The following is a 19,583-nucleotide window of genomic DNA, read 5'->3' on the forward strand; positions in this document are numbered from 1 at the left end:
ATACACGGACTTAAATCCTATCCGTGCTGGCCTAAGCGATACGTTACAAGCGTGTGACTATACTTCCATTAAAGTGCGGCTTGAAGCCTTAAGTCAGCCACAACCAAGCGCTCCTTGCCTTCATCCTTTTATTGGTCACGCTGACCAGACTAACCTCGACGGCCTGCCTTTTCGGTTGGTCGACTACCTTGAGCTGGTCGATTGGACCGGAAGACAGGTGAGGCCGAACAAAAAAAGCGTCCCTCAATCCATACCACCACTGCTCCAAACAGTGAAAATCAGCCCATGCTCTTGGTTAACGGCATGCACCCAGTTAGAACATAAACGCGCTTTATTGGTGGGAGGGAAAGCGTGTTTCCCCACGGTCATCCCGATAATGAACAGGCAGCGTATACACGGGTATCAGCTCACATAACGTGCCATTTTTAATCTCGTTCTCAGCGAACGCTGGGAATGAATATGCCTATCAATCTAAGACTCTTGTCCTTTGTCATTGTCAAACGCTAAAGATGGCTTGCTTCAGTCAACATTACGCTAATATCACAAACTCTAATTTTATAAAATAGGCAATCGAAACAGCTCGACACAGTATAGAGTCACCTACATTTTTTTCGTGCCTGTCCTCATTAATGCTTCATTAATGCTGTAAAAATCGGCGGTAGCAACGCGGCTGATTTTTTATTCAGTCATATTCAATCTGATCGTGCAATTGTTATATAATCTTAACCATTCACTTTTTCTAACCCTCACTAAAACAATGAATAAAAGCTTACTAACTAATTTATTCGCGCTGACGCTCCTTGCTGGCGGCTATCAGCTAAACAATCAAATCGTATTTTACGCAGGTGTCTTTGCTTTCTCGGGGGCCATCACTAACTGGCTGGCAATTCATATGTTGTTTGAGAAAGTTCCCGGCCTTTACGGCTCAGGAGTCATCCCTGCACGTTTTGAAGAATTCAAAGCGGCGATTAAAAACCTGATGATGGCGCAGTTTTTCACTACCCAAAACATCGAAAAATTCTTAACCAGCGACATAACTGGAGATCAAACACTCAATCTTGATCCCCTGATTGAGAAAATCGATTTTAATCCCGCGTTTGATTCTTTGGTCGATGTGATTGCTGATTCTTCTTTCGGGGGTATGTTGGCCATGGTTGGTGGCCGAGACGCACTCGCACCTCTTAAAGAGCCGTTTGTTGAAAAAATGCAACAATCAATGTTAAAGATTGGCCAAAGTGAAGCAGTCAAACAAGCATTAAAAGAACAGCTTGAGTCTCCTGCAATGATGAACGAAATCACGAACAATATTGAAACGATCATTGATCAACGCCTAAACGAACTGACGCCGCAACTGGTCAAACAAATGGTGCAAAAAATGATCAAAGAACACCTTGGGTGGCTGGTTGTTTGGGGAGGGGTGTTTGGCGGGCTGATCGGCATCGTTTCAGCCTTTATTACTCAGGCCTCGTAAAAGTAGACTCAAACCATCGGTCGAAAGGGAAAGCGCTCTTCCCTTTCGACTCTGTAAATAATACAACTATAATGTCCCCAGCAAGTCCGCGTTAACACCAAAGCTCGTCTTATGCTCTTCAATAACCACCTCGCTGCGTGTCTGAATGACGCCAGGTAAGGTCCCCAACTTTTTCGACATAAAATTCTGATAAGCTTTCATGTCTTTAACTCGTATTTTTATCATGGTGTCAAAGTCACCGGACAGAGAATAGCAGGCTTCAATCTCCGGCATATCTGCGACCGCTTTGGCAAATTTCTCAAATATCGAAAAGCTGGTTTGATCGAGCCGAATATGCATAAAAACCTGAACGTCCAACCCCAATTTTTCAGGGTTTAACTCTGCGTGATAGCCTTTAATGTATCCCTCTCTCTCCAGACGTTTTACTCGGTCTGAACAAGGGGACGTAGTCAAATTAACGTGTTTGGCAAGCTCAACAACGGGAAGACGCCCTTTGAGGTTAAGAGTACGGAGAATTTCAAGGTCGATTCTATCTAAATCCATTTAATTTCTGATCAGGCCGAATAATGAACATACATCATAAATAATTGGACGGGCGAAAGCGAAAATTTATCAGAACAATTCAGACTAGGCCGTTTTCACGTTGGGTAAACGTCGCGGCTTGACCCACTTGGACTGAGTGTTACAAGTCCGGCAAAATGTCTGCTTTTCCATTTTCACATAGTGCGCCCCCTGAACTAGAGTAGCAAAGAAACACACCAAGCCTTTCATTATAGACTCGCTTTTTTGCGGACACCGTTTCATCACAACCTTGTGAAACGTCACTTTTTGGCAGCAACAGCAATACACTTGTGGCATGAATCCTTCTCCGTTTACGGCATCAATATTGACAATGGACACAGTAGCAAGCAATTGGTTCCTTACGCTTAAGATTTTGTTTAAAATTTGTGATAAAAATCACAATTTAGTGTTTGAGTATAAAAAAGCCCCAATTTTGGGGCTTTGCTAAAAAAGGTAACCCTTAATCAAGTTCTTTGAGTTGTTGCTGAAATTTAACATGCTGCGCTTTCACTGACGCATCCGGCTCATCGGTCATCAGACTGACTATGACGATCACCAAAGTAGAAGAAATTACACCAGGAACGATCTCATAAACATCAAACCAGCCACCCGATAGTTGCTTCCAGACAACAATAGTGATGCCACCGACAATAATACCGGCTAACGCGCCATAGCGGTTCATGCGTGACCAATACAGACTCAGAATAATTGCCGGTCCAAACGCAGCACCGAATCCAGCCCAAGCATACGAGACAAGACCCAAGACTGAGCTGTCCGGTTTCAGTGCGAGAAGCAGTGCAATAATTGAAATCGCAATAACTGCAATACGCCCGATAAACACCACCTCATCTGAACTGGCATCTCTTTTAACGAGTTGCTTGTAGAAATCCTCAGCCAATGCTGAAGAGGAGACCAACAATTGAGAATCCGCTGTACTCATAATTGCCGCAAGAATAGCGGCAAGAAGAACACCCGCGACAACAGGATGGAAGATCGCGTTCACAAGTAACATAAAGATCTTTTCACCATCGTCAATCGACAAGCCAGTGTTATTCACGTATATCAGTCCAACAAGACCAACCAGCAGCGCACCAACCATAGATAAAGCAGTCCAGATCACTGCAATACGGCGCGCAGTCGTCAGGTCTTTATTGCTCCGAGACGCTTTAAATCGCGCAAGGATATGAGGCTGCCCAAAATAACCCAATCCCCATGCAACCAAAGAAATGATGGCAATGGCGGATAAAGGTTGACCTTTGGCGTCATTCCAAAGCGTTAATAACTCAGGGTTGATGGCGGTCAAATCATGACTTAATTGTCCTACCCCCCCTTCCATTGCAGCGATAGGAACAACCAGCAAGGCCGCCGACATCAGTAAACCCTGAACAAGATCTGTCCACGAGACGGCAAGAAAACCGCCAAATAGCGTATATGACACCACACAGACAGTACCAATAATCACCGCAATGGTGTAATCAAGACCGAAGACGGTCTCAAACAATTTTCCGCCTGCGACCAAGCCTGAACTGGTGTAGAAAAGGAAAAACAACAGAATAAAAAAGGCTGAGATGAACTGAATCATTTTTGAATTATCATTGAACCTACGTGACAAAAACTCAGGTAACGTCAGTGCATTAGTCGTAATACTGTACGTCCTTAAGCGTTTTGCACAGATAAGCCAGTTCAACCATGTACCCGCTAATAAACCCCCAGCTAACCAAAATGCTTCAATACCCGCGGCATAAGCGTAGCCTGGTAGGCCGAGTAGCAACCAGCCACTCATGTCGGATGCGCCGGCAGAAAGTGCCGCAGGCCAAGGCCCAAGTGAACGGCCGCCGAGGAAATAATCCGTTGAGTTTTTCGTTCGTTGGTAAGCAATAACGCCTATTGCAAGCATCATAATCAGATACGCAATAAACGTGGTCGTAATAGCAAAGCTATTTTCCATGTGTCTGTCCTCATAATAAAAGATACCCTTGATTCACAGCCCCCACCAATAGCCGGTAAGGGCACATGGCCAAGGATTAGTGAGCTTCACTTCCCAGTTCTAGCAAGGTCGCATTGCCGCCCACTGCTGTTATATTTATTGTTCTCGTCCGCTCCGTGATAAAGCGAAGTACTAAGTGTGGATCATGCGCGACTGGTATCGCCGCCATGTCCGTTTCTGAAATAAGCCCAACAATCGCTCCCGAACGCTTGGCGATCTGTCGGTTAATTGCCCGCTCCATGTTTTCACTGCCGACATAAGCAACACTTCGAACATCCAGTTCGACAAGCTGATGATAGGCTTCCAATGGGGCAAACTGCATCAGATTCATCGGCAAAGATGACTGCTGATACGCTTGCTCCACAACTTGCCTAAACGATGTATCATCGCTCGATAAGATCACGCTGTTACCTGCAATCAGAGCCGCGGACATCTGTGCAATAACCGATAACTGTGCGTTGGATTCGCTAGAATCATGAATGACCAAAGCGACGCCCCGACCTGCCGTATATAATTCATTTGTTTCGCCCGTCGGCCCAATCATATGATGCGACTTAGCAAGTAATGTCTCACCGTGTTTTAGATGATACGTGGCGACAGCAGCCATGTCTGGCTTAAGATTTTCTAAGGCCTTGTTGAAAGTAAGCATACACTCACTTTTTGAGTCAAAACTGGTCAAATTCCAATTTTCCCATGCTAAGTAAGCATCGGAAAAACACGTGACTTGATGAACCATAATCTCTCTCCCTGCTTCAATCAGTTAAGAAAACAATGTTTGTGTAAAACGGAACAAGTAATGGGGCCCGCCCGCTTTAGGACCCGTTCCAGACAACCCTTGACCTCCAAATGGTTGGACGCCAACCACCGCGCCAACCTGATCTCGGTTGATATAACAATTACCAACCCGAGCATGTTTTTCTATCCAGCGATAGGTGGTTTCGTTGCGGCTATGAATACCCATTGTTAAACCAAAGCCGGTGCGATTAATGCGCTCAACAATTTCGGTTAACTCATGGGCTTTAAAACGGACAATATGCAGAATTGGACCAAACTGTTCCTCATCAAGACAAGAGATATCATCAATTTCAAAGGCTGTTGGTGCCACAAAATCACCGTGCTGATGCTCATCATCAAGCGCCAACTGGGCAACTTTTTTCTCACTTGCCGACATGCGTTCAATATGTGTCATCAGCTTATTTTTCGCCGTCACATCGATAACTGGACCCACATCGGTTGAATGCAAGTATGGCTTGCCAACCGTCAATTCATCCATCGCCCCTTGTATCAGGGTAATAATACGATCAGCGATGTCTTCTTGAACGTATAATACTCGCAATGCACTACATCGCTGGCCAGCAGATGCAAATGCCGAGCGAATTACATCTCTAACAACCTGTTCAGGTAAGGCGGTACTGTCGACAATCATCGCATTCTGACCACCAGTCTCAGCAATAAAGGGGACTGGATCTGCCTCTCTCCGTGCCAAAGTCTGATTGATCCGCTGCGCCGTCGCCGTCGAGCCCGTAAAGGCAACACCTGCAATAGCAGAATGCGAGGTCAGGGCTGAACCGATCTCGGCACCACGGCCGGGCAATAATTGAATAACTCCGGCTGGAAAACCCACTTCCATCATTAACTCGACCGCCCGAGCGGCAATCAAACTAGTCTGTTCTGCCGGTTTTGCTACGACGGTATTACCCGCGACCAAGGCCGCAGAAATCTGGCCTAGGAAAATCGCTAATGGGAAGTTCCAAGGGCTGATGCAAACAAAAACGCCGCGCCCTTGTCGCGAAACAGTCCGAGTTAACCCATCAAACCCAATGAGTTTAACATCACCCAAAGCGTCGACTTGTTTTGCGTAGTAGCGACAAAAATCAACAGCTTCCCGGACTTCATCAATACTGTCATGGATGGTTTTTCCCGCATCCTGATGGCACAAAGCGACCAATTCGGCGAGATTGTCTTCCATCACGTCAGCCAGAACATCCAGTTTTTGCGCCCGATAAGCATGACCTTTCGCCTGCCAATCGGCTACTGCCTGCTCGGCACCATTGATTGCTTTGGAAACATGATCAAGGTTGGAAAAAGCCACCTGCCCAACTTGAATACGTCGATCATAAGGTGCCGTCACGATCTCGACATTGTTACTTTCCTTGATCATGCTTTCAGCGAGCCCTTGCCCATTGATGATAGGCCCAGCCTGCCACTGCTTATCGAGGAACCCAGCCACTAACTTCTCAAATGGCTGTCCTTCAGATGCAATATCAATGTTAATGCCATAAGCATTACAACGCTCTGGAAATATGTTTGGCGGCAAGGGTATTTGCAGGTTGTTAAGCGTCGGGTAGGCTTGAAGCATATCGACGGGGTGTTGAGTTAAGGTTTCAACCGGACAGCGAGCATCCACCAGGCGATGGACAAAAGAGCTGTTCGCTCCATTTTCTAGCAAACGACGAACCAAATAAGGCAATAGGTCTTTGTGGCTGCCGACAGGCGCATAAATCCGCACGGATTGCTGGTACGCTTTTATCGCATGATTGTACAGCGAATCTCCCATACCATGCAGACGCTGAAATTCAAATTCTTTATGTGAGGCCATGACGGCAATAGACGTGACTGTTTGGGCATTATGGCTGGCAAACTGAGGGAAAATATGACCGCGAACCGGTTCACTCAAAAGAAAACGAGCACACGCTAGGTAGGCCACATCAGTCGCTTCTTTACGCGTGTAGACAGGGTAATTCTCATAACCAGCTTGCTGAGACCATTTAATTTCACTATCCCAATAAGCGCCTTTTACGAGACGGAGCGGAATCGTGTCACCTTGGGCTTTTGCCAAAGCGTTAACCCAGACCAACACAGGCAGCGCGCGTTTCGAGTAAGCCTGAATAACTAAACCAAATTTCCCCCACCCTTTCACCACATCACTGCGATATACTTTCTCAAACAATTTCAGCGATAGCTCAAGGCGGTCCGCTTCTTCTGCATCAATGGTGATCGCCACATCTAATTCAACAGCACGACACAATAACTCTAACAAAGTATCATATAATTCGGTAAGAACACGCTGCTCATTAGCCGCTTCGTAACGAGGGTGCAAGGCGGAAAGTTTTATTGATACCGATGGTGCTGGGCTCGTCTCTAAACCATATTTATCGCGGCCCACAGCCTCAATGGCCATAAGGTAATCTTTAAAGTACTTATTCGCATCCGCAGTCGTCAGCGCCGCTTCGCCCAACATGTCATAAGAATAAGTGAAACCCTTGTCCCGCATGATGCGGCCATTTTTTTGAGCTTCGGAAATGTTGCGACCGAGAACAAACTGGTGCCCCATTACCTTCATCGCCTGATGCATGGCTTTGCGAATGACGGGTTCTGACATCTTATTCACTAACCGATTGACCGCGGATGAAGCGCTCTGGGATTCAGTATCAGACAGGCCAACCACTTTACCCGTCAGCATTAGCCCCCAAGTAGAAGCGTTAACAAAAATAGAATCTGAATTTTTGAGGTGAGATTTCCAGTCCGCGACACTCAACTTATCACGTATCAGCGCATCTGCGGTGGCTGAATCAGGAATACGCATCAAGGCTTCGGCAAGACACATCAGCAAAATCCCTTCCTGAGTATCCAAACTGTATTCAAGCAAGAGAGCATCGATCATCTGTACAGATTTTTTATCCGAACGAATCGCTTCAATTAACTCGGTTGTCTTGGTAGTAATTTGTGCTTTCTCGGCCTCGGTCGATATTGCCAAAGGCAGCAATTGTTCAAGCCATTTAGATTCGTCCACCATGTAAAGTGGCGAGATCAGTGACCAGAGTGTTTCAAGCGGCTGCTCAACAAACTCGGCATTTAACACGTCTGTTGCTGTAAACATGCGTTTTCCCTCAATCTCAGCCCTGATAATTTCATCAGGATTCCTACAATGGATTGCAGTGTATTTTGAGTGCGGGAGGATTACTTGTCAAAAACTCCGAGTTTTTTGCCAAAAACTCTGATTATTAACAAAATAAACACACAGTCACATCAAATTAAGCAAAATATTCTTTGGTAGTTTAAATCTTATTTAACCAAATCGTTTCTTATACTGAGAAGGCGAAATACCCTGAAGGCGAGAAAAGGTATGAGTAAACGTACTCTGGCCCGAAAAACCACTCAGTTCTGCCACCTGTCCCAGAGACAGCTCGCCTTTTTCAATCAATAGCCTCGCCATATCAATACGCTTACCCAAGACATATTGATGGGGCGTAATCCCCATTTGCTGCTTAAACAAGCTGTGAAACTGGCTCTCGCCTAAAAACACACTACCAGCGAGTTGAGCAACTGATATTTTTTGGCTCAAATGCCGTTCAATGTAGCGATCAATCAACTCAAGATCGAAGCGCGAGTCTTTCCGAGCCGTCGCAAACGCCGACATATGACGCTGAAGCAAAGCCACCACCGTATCATTGCACGCGCGACTCAAGAGCAAATCTTCGGGGTTCGATTGCATTTCGGTCACCAGCATTTGAATCAGTTTTTGAATCTGTCCATTGAGTTGGAAATACGTATCTTGCTGCTTCAATTCATTGAGTTTTTGGAGCATCAGCGCATCATCACTCGACGACACCGGCATATTCAGCACCAAAATATCCGATTGCCCGACCACGCCGCCAAACGCATGCCCAGAGCCAGACGTCACAACACACCCTTGACCCGGACCAACCACACTCCCAAAGCCACTCACTTCAAATTCAGCCTGTCCTTTTAGACCAATAACGATTTGCGTATAACTATGATCATGGCATTCCATATAAGAAGGTAAGGTCACGAGCTCTGCGGGTTTGGGTGACAAAAGTTTGGCATTTTCACCAATCAATGGTGTAGACTTTGATGAGGACATAGCAAAGTAACGAGATCAGGAAGGGGACTAACCTCGCATGGTATACTAAATCCTATCCGATCAGAAATTTATTAGTTGATATGCAAATGAGTTGATTCCGTCTGATTGAGCGGTCAAAAAACATACTTTTATACGCTTCGGAAGAATGATCAAGTGCACATAAATTACGGTGTATGTCACTTCTAGACACTTTTATCTTTGCAGATGGTCAATCTTCACTTGCATATTTCCCCAATCAACTCAAAATGATAGGTAGCATACAAGTTTTGCGTGTATAAAAGTCGAATAATCTGATTATTGTTAAAAAGAAAGATGCTAGGATAAAAGGAAGCTTGAGAAAGACAGGGGTACATGGACTGTCAAAAGTTTGTCTTTTTTGGTTTTTACGTTGGTAAAATGAAACGTTAATTGTTGCAGGGAAATATGATAACACGTCGCATCCCAGCGCTCTTGCTTGCGCTAAGCCCTATATGGGTAACAACTTCGGTTTTTGCGGAAACGGCATCGGCTGCCGATCCTGTCACAACGATCGATGAAAAATTAGAGAATAAACAGAGCGAGCTTCAAACGCTTGGCGCCGACTTTGATCAAGAGTCTGAGCGCTTACAACAGTTAAGGGTGGAACTGACTAAGTACCAGCGTGAAGAGCAAGAACTCAATGCAAAGCGTAATCGTGCTAAGTCCGCGTTGGACAAACAGTACAACCGCCTTTTGGATGACCCTGATGTTGATCTGATGTCATTCCAGCAAGAGTATCAGCAAGCTTGGTCTTCTGTAAAAAAGAACCAAAGTCAGATTTTAGAGCAAGAGCAAAGCATTACTGAACAGGAAATGCGCTTGTCTCAAGTAAAGCAAAAACGCTCTAGAATTAACTCAGAATTATCTTACCTGAAAGAGCAGAAAGTTGAAGCTCGCGTGAAGCGGCTCGACGCGGAGCTTCGCGAAAGTGATGTGCTCAATACGGCGTTCAAAACCACCTGTTCTGCAACAATGACATTGGGCGAATGTACCAATCAGGGTAAGTATCTAACCAAGCAGCGCGCAGTCAACACCTTTAAAACTCAACTTCTTGATGGCCTGACAGAAGCAAACGTCGCCAAACAAAATCTAAAGGGTGTTCAATTAAACGTCTTTGTCCAAGAAAGCCAGATCATTCGTTCAGGCTTTGAAGGCAACAACAACTACTACACTGAAATGCAAGCTCAGCTTCAGGCACGTCCAGAAGCCTCAGCGGCATGTAAGCTCTTGAATGTTTCTTCTCGTTACTGTCTGAATGGCGCAGAAGTAGTGAAGAAAAATGAGACGCAAACCCAGAAAGTTTGGGCGAATATTACTATCCGCTCCGATCAGTACGAAGATCGCGTAACGATCAATGGTGTAAACTATGGCAGTACACCAGTTGAAGTCGTGTTACCGCGAGGCAAGCATCAATTTACTGTGTCTAAAGATGGCTATCAAACTTACAACCGAACCATTGCTGTCAATGGCAACGATACCGTTTGGGTGAAGCTACGACCTGACTCAGAGATTTAACACGCTTCTCTTTTTAGAGAGATAAGCGCGGTACAAAATTGACCTTAGACGCCATTATGTCGTAAGTTATTGCTTTATAACTTAAGACAAAATGGCGTTCTGGTTTTGAATTCCCTATTAGTCACAAAGAATTGTAGAATTAGATAATGCGAACTGGTTTACCAACGTTGCTTCTGGCTTTATCACCTTGCTTTATCTCTTTAGGTATCGCGGCTCAGAATACTCGCGACCCGATAGTCGAGATTGATGAGCAACTTTTTGATAAATATGAACAGCTAAAAGCGGCGACTCAAAACAGAGACGAAAAACAAGCGCAGTTTGAGACTCGGCAACAGTCCGTCGCCGAACTCAACAAGCTGGCTAAGTCTTTAGATCAAGCATTGACTCAGGCTAAAAAGCAGCTAGAAAGTGACTATGCAAAGATGCTTGAAGATCCCGAAATCGATCTAGCCGCGTCACAAAAAGCGTATCAGGATGCTTGGTCAAGCGTTAAACAAAATCAGAAACAACGCTTATCGGAAGAACAACAGTTGCAAGAATCTAAGTATCGATTAGATTTACAAAACAACGAAGTCGATTCCATAGGCCAAAACATTGAAGATCTTGATTCAAACAAGCTAAGAGCTCGTGCTGAACGACTTCAACACCAGTTAGCTCAACCTCACTCACTATCGGTTAGCTTTACCAATCGCTGTCAACCACACATGACCATTGCCCAGTGTGATCGTCAAACTCGTGATCTTAACCTACAAAAAGCGGTTAAACAGTTTCAAGCTGAGTTAATATCGACCACAAGTGAACCACAAGTTATCCAGATCCACGCCAGTAAGGTGTCCTTTAACATCCATGTATTACGCTCCAAAGTCACGGACTCAGGCTTTTATGATGGTAGCCGCTATCGCAGTGTGATGGACGTAGAAATGCAAGCTCGCCCGACGCAAAGCGCTGCTTGTACTCTACTCGGTCTCAATAAAAAATATTGTTTCGAACCCGAAGATTCAACGGAACAGGCGTCACTCGTTAGTGACAAAGAAGTCGCTTGGGTCACCCTCACTATTCGTTCAAATATTTATGACGACAGAGTGGCGATAAATGGCGTGTCTTATGGCAGCACACCGCTCGATATTATGTTACCCGTCGGCCAGCATATGATTACCGTTGAAAAAGAGGGGTATCGCTCATTTCATCGTCAAATCTCGGTCAAAAAAGATCAGAACTTACGTGCAGAGTTGATAGAGAAAGCCAACACTCTAAAAGAGGGCGATAAGTTTGCCGATTCGCTTGGGTCAGGCATCCAAGGCCCAGAGCTATCCACAATTCTGGCTGGTCAGTATATCCTTGGTCAGCACGGGTCAAAACAAATGCGCCTCAAACATCCACTTGGTATTGGGGTTACCCCTATCACGGTCGGACAGTTCAAATCGTTTGTCGACACGACCAATTATCAGACTGATGCAGAGCTGACCAATACCTGTAATGCCATTATAAAAGGCGAAGTGACACCCATCTCGAAAGGCTATTGGAGAAACCCAGGCTTTAAACAATCGGCAAATTCGCCGGTCGTTTGTGTGAGTCTCAATGATGCCAAGGCGTATACAAATTGGCTAAGCAAAAAATCGGGACATCGTTATCGGTTACCCAATGAAGATGAGTGGGAAATCGCTGCCCGAGCTGGTTCTGAATCGAATTACTGGTGGGGTGATACGTTTGTTCCCAATCACGCCAATACGGGTTGGGGAGGATCAAATTGGTCAAACCACAGTACGTCCCCAGTCAATGCCTTTAAACCAAACCGACTGGGCATTTACGATGCGGTGGGTAATGTCTGGCAATGGACCAGTGATGCGCGTGGCCTCTTAAAAGGAGGGGCATGGAACTTCTCCCCTGACATGGCGGCAGCTCACCAACAGCTATCGCTTTCCAACGCTTCAGCGGCCAACTATGCCGGCTTTCGTGTCGTCCGCGATATTAATTAACAGCGCACGACACCGATAAAAAAATAGGCCGCTTATCACGGCCTATTCTTTATCTATTTGTCTTCCTGCTTAGGGCGCCAATCGATCGATCTGCCAATCACTGTCTGCTTTGGAAAACAAAAATCTATCATGCAGCCGGTTATCCCCGCCCTGCCAAAACTCCATACTCTCAGGTTTGATACAGAACCCTCCCCAAAAGCTCGGTACGGGCACTTCGCCTTGAGCAAATTTTTGCTTCAGTTCCAAAAATTTACCTTCCAGTACACCGCGGGCAGAAATACGGCTGCTTTGCTTACTCGCAATGGCCGCCAGCTGACTTTCTTTGGGTCGTGAAGAAAAATATTTGATGTTTTCTGCTACCGATAGTTTTTCCGCGACCCCTGTAATGTGCACCTGACGCTCTAGAGAATGCCACGGAAAGTGCAGGCTAACCTTGGCATTATCTTGAATATGTTGAGCTTTACGACTGCCCAAGTTGGTGAAAAATACAAACCCTTGCTCATCGAGGTGTTTTAATAACACAATTCTCTGAAAAGGCTGCCCATTGGCATCGACAGTCGCTACAGTCATAGCCGTCGGGTCGAGAAGCTTAGCGTCAATGGCTTGCTGTAGCCACACGTTAAACTGATCAATAGGGCTGGCCCTGAGGTCTTTTCTGCGTAAACCACCTTGGCTGTATTCACGGCGAATATCTTCAAGTTCCATCTTGTCTCCTCAACAATTTTTGATGATTGTGCGCTCATATCGAAAAGAACTCAAGCCCACATTAGATGCACCGATGTCGTCTAATTCCCTGTTATTTACCATTTTTGAGCCAAATATTTGTATATACTTATGGGTAATTGGCACAAAGTACTCACTTAAACACGGTAATTAATCTGCAAAACTGATAAAAAGTAGCATTCTGATAGTAACTGCTTAACATTTCTTTTTTGGGATAATAGAATCAATGCCATTGACTGACGTCACAAGGATTTTTTAATGAGTCAAAGCAATTATAATAAGCTCTCTGAGCACGAGCTCGATTATGTGGACGATCAAACCGCAGCGCTTTTACTCAACACTCCCAATAGTGCTCGTATCATGCTTTGGGTCATGGTGATGTTTTTTGTCATCGCTGGTCTTTGGGCATCATGGGCTCAGATCGACAAAATCACAGTGGGGCAAGGAAAAGTTGTGCCTTCCTCTCAAATTCAAGTCGTGCAGAATTTAGAAGGGGGTCTGGTAAAAGAGATCCTTGTCCGAGAAGGCCAAACCGTCCACAAAGGCCAACAACTCCTTCTCATTGACGATACCCTTTTTCGTTCAGATTTTCGTGAGCGAGAGCAACAAGTCGCCAACCTCACGGCCAGTGTTGAACAATTGTCCGCCTCCATCAGCAGCGTAACCATCAATGAGAACTTCTCAGACAAAGACTGGCAAACGGGTGTTATCCTCGATTTTAGTAAGCTCACTTTCCCTGATTGGCTGCAACAAGGCCAGCCTAAGCTGGTGAAACGTCAGAGAGCTGAGTATCGTCAGGACCTGAACAATTTACGCAATCAGGTCTCAGTGATTAATCAGCAAGTGAAACAAAAACAACAAGACCTCATAGAAATAGAAGCGCGAATCGACAACCTGCGCGAAAGCTATAATTTCGCGCTAAAAGAGCTCGAAATTACCCAACCGCTGGCCGACGAAGGCGTTGTCCCTAAAATTGAGCTGTTAAAGCTACAGCGTCAGGTCAATGACACTCGGCGTGAAATGACGTCCAGTGAACTTAAAGCCCCGGTACTGCGCTCAGCCATCAGAGAAGCGATGCTGAGCCGAATTGACGTCGCCCAAAAATTCCGTTCAGAACAGCAAGAGAAACTCAACGAAGCGCAAGATAGGCTTTCGTCTATGACTGAATCCACTGTCGGCCTTGAAGATAGAGTCAATCGCACGGTGGTAACATCCCCCGTCGCTGGCACGGTCAAAACTCTCAATATCAATACGGTTGGAGGCGTCATTCAACCCGGTATGGATATCGTCGAGATTGTCCCCAGCGAAGATACGCTGCTTGTGGAGGCCAAGATTGCACCACAGGATATCGCGTTTCTACGGCCTGAGTTGCCAGCTATTGTGAAGTTTAGCGCCTACGATTTCACTAAATACGGTGGGCTGGAGGGAAACCTTGAGCTAATTAGCGCAGACACGACAACCGATGAAGAAGGCAACAGCTTCTACCTTGTTAGAGTACGTACCAAAGAAACCAGCCTCAACAATGACCAGTCTTTACCCATCATTCCCGGAATGACGGCTTCGGTAGATATTATTACGGGCAAGCGTACAGTGATGGAATATTTACTCAAACCCATTTTGGGAGCAAAAGATAATGCCCTCAAGGAATAGACATCATGTCACGAATTTATTAGCAATGGTTGTAGGTAACTAGTTGTATGAAGTATGGGCTCATGGCTTTACTTCTTATCTTGGCATCAACAGCACCTTTGGCCGTGAGCACGCAGGAACAAAGGTGGATTGATGCTGTACGCAATACCTATGGTGACCGAGCCGGGAAACGAATTGAGACATGGCGCAAAGAAATACGCCAACTCAAAGGTTTACCCGAACGTCAGCAACTGACTGAGGTTAATCGTTTTTTTAACCAATTACACTTCGTTGATGACATTCACCTGTGGGGACGAAAGGACTACTGGGCGACACCACTGGAATTTTTGGGAAGTAATGCAGGTGACTGTGAGGACTTTACCATTGCCAAGTACTTTTCGCTGCTTGAATTGGGGGTCTCAGATAAAAAACTGCGCTTGGTTTATGTTAAATCCATCACCCTTAATCAGTTTCATATGGTGCTTGCCTATTACTCAACACCCAGTGCCGAACCGATACTATTGGATAATATTGATTCTGAAATTAAAAAAGCCTCCAAACGCAGGGATTTACTACCGATCTATAGCTTTAATGGTAAAAACCTTTGGCTAATGAAATCAAAACAAGGGCAACTCGCAGGAAAATCATCCAGACTCAGTCTATGGAATGACCTTCGAGCCAGAGAAAAATCTCTTAAATTGAATAAACCTAAAGTGAATTACGATGAGTAGGCAATATGACTTTATATAAACAGCTTGTCGCGGGAATGATTGCTGTATTTTTGATGTTGATGATTTCGGTCTTCATCATCGAATTCAATACCACGCGCAATAATTTAGTGCAACAGCAGCGCTCTGAGGTAAATAATACCATCAACACTGTTGGTCTTGCCTTAGCCCCCTACTTAGAAAAGAAGGACAATGTGGCGGTTGAATCTGTCATTAACGCGCTTTTTGATGGCAGCAGTTACTCCATTGTCCGCTTGATTTTCCTAGATAGTGGCGAAGAAATTGTCCGCTCTTATCCAGTCAAATCATCAGCGGTGCCAGAGTGGTTCATGACCCTCAATTTATTTACCAAAATTCACGATCGTAGGGTCGTAACAAGTGGTTGGATGCAGTTAGCTGAAATCGAGATTATCAGCGACACAGGCGATGCCTACATCCAGTTATGGAAGGCTTTCGAACGTTTACTCATTGCGTTCGGTATCATTTTCTTTATTGGCTTGCTCGCGATTGCCTTTATTCTTAAACGCTCACTCCGCCCGTTAGAACTTATCGTTGAAAAGATGGAACAAGTGGCACGCAATCAGTTTGGTGAGCCATTACCTAGGCCGACAACCAGAGATTTGATCTACGTAGTTGACGGTATCAATAGCATGTCGGCTCAAGTCGAAGAGGCCTTCAAAGATCAGGCCAAAGAAGCGCAGCAACTGCGGGAACGCGCGTATATTGACCCAGTATCAGGGTTAGGCAATCGAGCCTATTACATGAGCCAATTAAATTCTTGGCTCGGGGAAGGTGGCTTTGGTGGCGTAGCAATTCTAGAAGCGAATTTCATTCGTGAGCTCTACGAAGAAAAAGGTTACGAAGCTGGTGACGGTATGGTGCGTGAGCTGGCGAATCATCTCAAAGTGTCCCTAACAACATCTGATACAACCTTGGCACGAATTTCATCCGGTGAATTTGGCTTCATTCTCCCTAACGTCGACGAGAACGATCTCAAAGTGATCGCGGCAAGCATCGTCACTTACGTACAAGACATCAATGCAGACCCAACAGGGATGGCCACTTCCAACTTTTCGTTAGGTGTGGTCTATAACGAATCGCCCAAAAGCCCGACGGAAATGTTGACGATGCTCGACAACGCGCTTGCTAACGCAAAATCCGACCCTGAACTTTTCTACGGCTATGCAACTGCAAATAATTCTGACAACTTGATGGGCAAACAGCAATGGAGAAATCTGGTTGAAGAAGCCATCAGCAATGATTGGTTCCAGTTCCGTTTTCAAGCAGCCAATACCAGTCAGGGCGATACTTTCCACCGTGAAGTCTTTTCTGCAATTGAAAAGGATGGAGAACGCTTTAGCGCGAACCAATACCTTTTCGCACTCGAGCAACTCAATGCCAGCCACTTATTTGACGAATACGTCATCAATGCGATGGTCAAACGTTTGGATCACGGTGAATTTACTGAACCGGTTGCGATTAACATTTCACAAAGCAGTATTGCCCAACCGAGTTTCATCCGTTGGATCACTCAGTTGCTGAACAAGCACAAATCAGTCGCGGCACAACTGCACTTTGAAATACCCGAAACCTGTTTTATCAATACCCCGCACCATACAGCGCTTTTCTGCCATGCCGTACGCAATTCAGGGGCTGATTTTGGTGTCGACAACTACGGACGTAATTTTCAGTCTTTGGACTATCTTAATGAATTTCGCCCCACTTACGTTAAGCTGGATTATTTATATACACACCATCTGGATGACGAAAAACAAAGATTTACACTCACCTCGATCTCCCGCGCCGCACATAATCTTGGAATCAAGACCATTGCATCACGCGTTGAAACACAAACTCAGCTCGATTTTCTTTCTGAGCACTTTATTGATGTGTTTCAGGGTTTTATTGTCGATAAGTAGAAAGGTTATAGATGCAGGATCCTTTACTAAACTCACTGATTTACGTCAGCCGCTATTTCGGGTTGGCTAACTCTCCAGAAGCTCTGATCAATGGTTTGCCATTGACCGATGGTAAACTCACGCCATTTCTTTTCCCGCGTGCCGCTGAGCGAGCTGGGTTGGTCGCCAAAGAAAATCGCTCTGACCTAAGTGATATTTCTGAACTAGTCCTGCCCGTCGTCCTGCTGCTGAAAAGTGGGGATGCGTGCGTACTGAATAAGATTAACCGTGAAGAGCAAGAGGCCGAAATTGTGACCGGCGAGTCAGGTTTGGTGCCGATTGCCACCCCACTTGGCGAACTAGAAGAACTCTATACTGGCCGTTACTTTTTGGTCAAAAAACAGTTTCGCTATGACGAGCGTTCACCAGAGGTGCTCAAAACCCGCGATGGTCATTGGTTCTGGAGCACGATTTGGCAATCTAAACACATCTATCGAGATGTCTTAATTGCGTCGATTTTAATCAATTTATTTGCTATTGCTGCCCCCATGTTTACACGCCTTGTCTATGATAAAGTCGTGCCTAACTTAGCTTTTGAAACGCTTTGGGTATTAGCCAGTGGCATTTTTGTTGTCTTTCTGTTTGATTTATCGCTCAAGCTCTTACGCAGTTATTTCATCGACGTCGCGGGGAAAAAGTCAGACATTCTGATTTCATCAAAACTCTTCAGTAAAGTGCTCGGTATTCGGATGGAATCTAAGCCGCCCTCTGTCGGAGCCTTTGCACGCCACCTTCAAGAGTTTGAGTCGATTCGAGAGTTTTTTACATCAGCAACGATAAGCTCTCTGATTGATCTACCCTTTGCGCTGCTATTCTTGCTTCTTATCTGGCTCATGGCTGGTAATTTAGTCCTAGTACCTATCATCGGTGTGCTTATACTCGTCATATATTCTGCCTTGATACAAGGACCTTTGCGCCGAGCGATTGAGGAAGGCTCTCGTTTGGCCTCCCAAAAGTACGCCAATCTGATTGAAAGTATTTCAGGGTTGGAAACCGTCAAGCTATTTGGCGCCCAAAGTCAGTTCCAATTCCGTTGGGAAGAAGCGGTTGCTCACATGGCGAATTGGAATATTAAAAGCCGCCGTATTACCGATGGTATCCAGAATACAGCAGGTTTTGTTCAACAAGCCTCAAATATCGGAATGATCATTCTCGGCGTGTATCTGATCGCGGAAGGGGATCTGACAATGGGGGGGCTCATCGCAGCCACCATGCTTAGCGGCCGAGCCATCGGTCCCATGGTTCAGTTATCCTTACTCTCGACTCGATATAATCAGGCCAAATCTTCGATGACAATTATCGAACAAGTAATGGCAATGCCTGATGAACAGGAAGAAGGCAAGCGCTACATTCACCGTCCAATCATTCATGGAAAAATCGAATTAGACAAAGTCACATTCCACTATCCGGACTCTCCCATGGCTTCAATACGGGACCTGAGTATGACCATTAACCCTGGTGAAAAAGTGGCGATCATCGGCCGTATAGGCTCTGGTAAAACCACTCTTGAACGTCTTATTCTCGGTTTGTACCAGCCCACCGAAGGCCATGTTCGTATTGATGATACGGATATCAAGCAGCTCCACCATATCGATATCAGGCGCAACATTGGTTGCGTACCTCAGGACAGCCAACTTTTTTATGGTTCCATACGCGACAATATTACATTGGGTCGCCCCTTAGCTGACGACAGAGATGTCATGAACGCCGCCAATCGATCGGGTGTGACTGTCTTTACCCAGCAAGACCCCGCCGGTCTAGAACGTCAGGTTGGTGAAGGCGGGTTATTACTCTCAGGTGGCCAACGCCAAGCTGTTACTATTGCAAGGGCCTTACTTGGACGCCCCCCTGTTTTATTAATGGATGAGCCAACCAGCGCAATGGATAACCGCTCAGAGATGCACATTAAACAACAACTGGCCCAACTGAAATCAGAAGAAACTCTGATTCTGATCACGCATAAAACATCGATGTTGGATGTCGTTGATAGAGTCATTGTGATGGAAAAAGGCGGTATCATTGCTGACGGGCCTAAAAACGAAGTACTAAATAGTCTCAAGCAAGGCAAAGTGCGAGCGGTAAGTTAACCAACAAAATGCCGCTCTAGTCCTAGAGCGGCGTTAGCGTTTGCG

At 45.5% G+C, this 19,583-nt stretch carries 13 protein-coding genes and 1 pseudogene; 8 read left to right on the forward strand and 6 right to left on the reverse strand.

Annotated elements, in window-relative coordinates:
• A pseudogene (locus HLM86_RS07010) lies at positions 1 to 415 on the forward strand (transposase); the annotation flags it as partial.
• A 342-nt stretch (positions 416 to 757) separates the two neighbouring features.
• Positions 758 to 1,471, forward strand: coding sequence for a DUF445 domain-containing protein (locus tag HLM86_RS07015; protein ID WP_170882480.1), 714 nt, complete (start codon positions 758 to 760; stop codon positions 1,469 to 1,471).
• A gap of 66 nt (positions 1,472 to 1,537) precedes the next feature.
• On the opposite strand, the gene HLM86_RS07020 is transcribed toward HLM86_RS07015, so the two are convergent.
• The 5 genes from HLM86_RS07020 to HLM86_RS07040 all read right to left on the reverse strand — a co-directional run bounded on the left by HLM86_RS07020 (position 1,538) and on the right by HLM86_RS07040 (position 8,904).
• A complete protein-coding gene (locus tag HLM86_RS07020) occupies positions 1,538 to 2,014 on the reverse strand; it encodes an Lrp/AsnC family transcriptional regulator (RefSeq protein WP_076588142.1) in 477 nt (158 codons plus the stop codon).
• Positions 2,015 to 2,492: 478 nt separating this feature from the next.
• Positions 2,493 to 3,980, reverse strand: coding sequence for a sodium/proline symporter PutP (putP, locus tag HLM86_RS07025; RefSeq protein ID WP_170882481.1), 1,488 nt, complete (start codon positions 3,978 to 3,980; stop codon positions 2,493 to 2,495).
• 76 nt (positions 3,981 to 4,056) lie between these two features.
• The gene (locus tag HLM86_RS07030) at positions 4,057 to 4,755 is read right to left on the reverse strand and encodes a 1-pyrroline-5-carboxylate dehydrogenase (RefSeq protein ID WP_076588145.1); all 699 of its coding nucleotides are present in this window, start codon (positions 4,753 to 4,755) and stop codon (positions 4,057 to 4,059) included.
• Positions 4,756 to 4,779: 24 nt separating this feature from the next.
• A complete protein-coding gene (gene putA / locus HLM86_RS07035; protein WP_170882482.1) occupies positions 4,780 to 7,899 on the reverse strand; it encodes a bifunctional proline dehydrogenase/L-glutamate gamma-semialdehyde dehydrogenase PutA in 3,120 nt (1,039 codons plus the stop codon).
• A 189-nt stretch (positions 7,900 to 8,088) separates the two neighbouring features.
• Entirely contained in the window at positions 8,089 to 8,904 is an 816-nt protein-coding gene (locus HLM86_RS07040; RefSeq protein WP_076588149.1) for an AraC family transcriptional regulator, read from the reverse strand.
• Positions 8,905 to 9,327: 423 nt separating this feature from the next.
• Here HLM86_RS07040 and HLM86_RS07045 point away from each other — a divergent pair, with 423 nt between their 5' ends.
• Both HLM86_RS07045 and HLM86_RS07050 read left to right on the forward strand, forming a co-directional pair.
• Positions 9,328 to 10,437: a PEGA domain-containing protein gene (locus HLM86_RS07045; protein WP_076588151.1), complete on the forward strand. Its 1,110-nt coding sequence runs from the start codon at positions 9,328 to 9,330 to the stop codon at positions 10,435 to 10,437.
• 146 nt (positions 10,438 to 10,583) lie between these two features.
• The gene (locus HLM86_RS07050; RefSeq protein WP_076588153.1) at positions 10,584 to 12,413 is read left to right on the forward strand and encodes an SUMF1/EgtB/PvdO family nonheme iron enzyme; all 1,830 of its coding nucleotides are present in this window, start codon (positions 10,584 to 10,586) and stop codon (positions 12,411 to 12,413) included.
• 69 nt (positions 12,414 to 12,482) lie between these two features.
• Here the strand turns inward: HLM86_RS07050 and pdxH are convergent, their stop codons facing one another.
• Entirely contained in the window at positions 12,483 to 13,118 is a 636-nt protein-coding gene (gene pdxH, locus HLM86_RS07055) for a pyridoxamine 5'-phosphate oxidase (protein ID WP_170882483.1), read from the reverse strand.
• A gap of 276 nt (positions 13,119 to 13,394) precedes the next feature.
• On the opposite strand from pdxH, the gene HLM86_RS07060 reads away from it, so the two are divergent.
• The 4 genes from HLM86_RS07060 to HLM86_RS07075 are packed head-to-tail and all read left to right on the forward strand — an operon-like array spanning position 13,395 to position 19,538.
• Positions 13,395 to 14,786, forward strand: a complete 1,392-nt coding sequence (locus tag HLM86_RS07060) for an HlyD family type I secretion periplasmic adaptor subunit (RefSeq protein ID WP_170882484.1) — start codon at positions 13,395 to 13,397, stop codon at positions 14,784 to 14,786.
• 47 nt (positions 14,787 to 14,833) lie between these two features.
• Positions 14,834 to 15,496, forward strand: a complete 663-nt coding sequence (locus tag HLM86_RS07065; protein WP_170882485.1) for a transglutaminase-like cysteine peptidase — start codon at positions 14,834 to 14,836, stop codon at positions 15,494 to 15,496.
• Positions 15,497 to 15,501: 5 nt separating this feature from the next.
• Positions 15,502 to 17,412 (forward strand): bifunctional diguanylate cyclase/phosphodiesterase, encoded by a 1,911-nt coding sequence (locus tag HLM86_RS07070; protein WP_170882486.1) that lies wholly within the window; start codon positions 15,502 to 15,504, stop codon positions 17,410 to 17,412.
• Between the two features lie 11 nt (positions 17,413 to 17,423).
• The gene (locus tag HLM86_RS07075; protein WP_076588163.1) at positions 17,424 to 19,538 is read left to right on the forward strand and encodes a type I secretion system permease/ATPase; all 2,115 of its coding nucleotides are present in this window, start codon (positions 17,424 to 17,426) and stop codon (positions 19,536 to 19,538) included.
• The last annotated feature ends 45 nt before the right edge of the window (positions 19,539 to 19,583 follow it).

The organism is Vibrio ostreicida (assembly GCF_013074385.2).
Lineage (GTDB): Bacteria > Pseudomonadota > Gammaproteobacteria > Enterobacterales > Vibrionaceae > Vibrio > Vibrio ostreicida.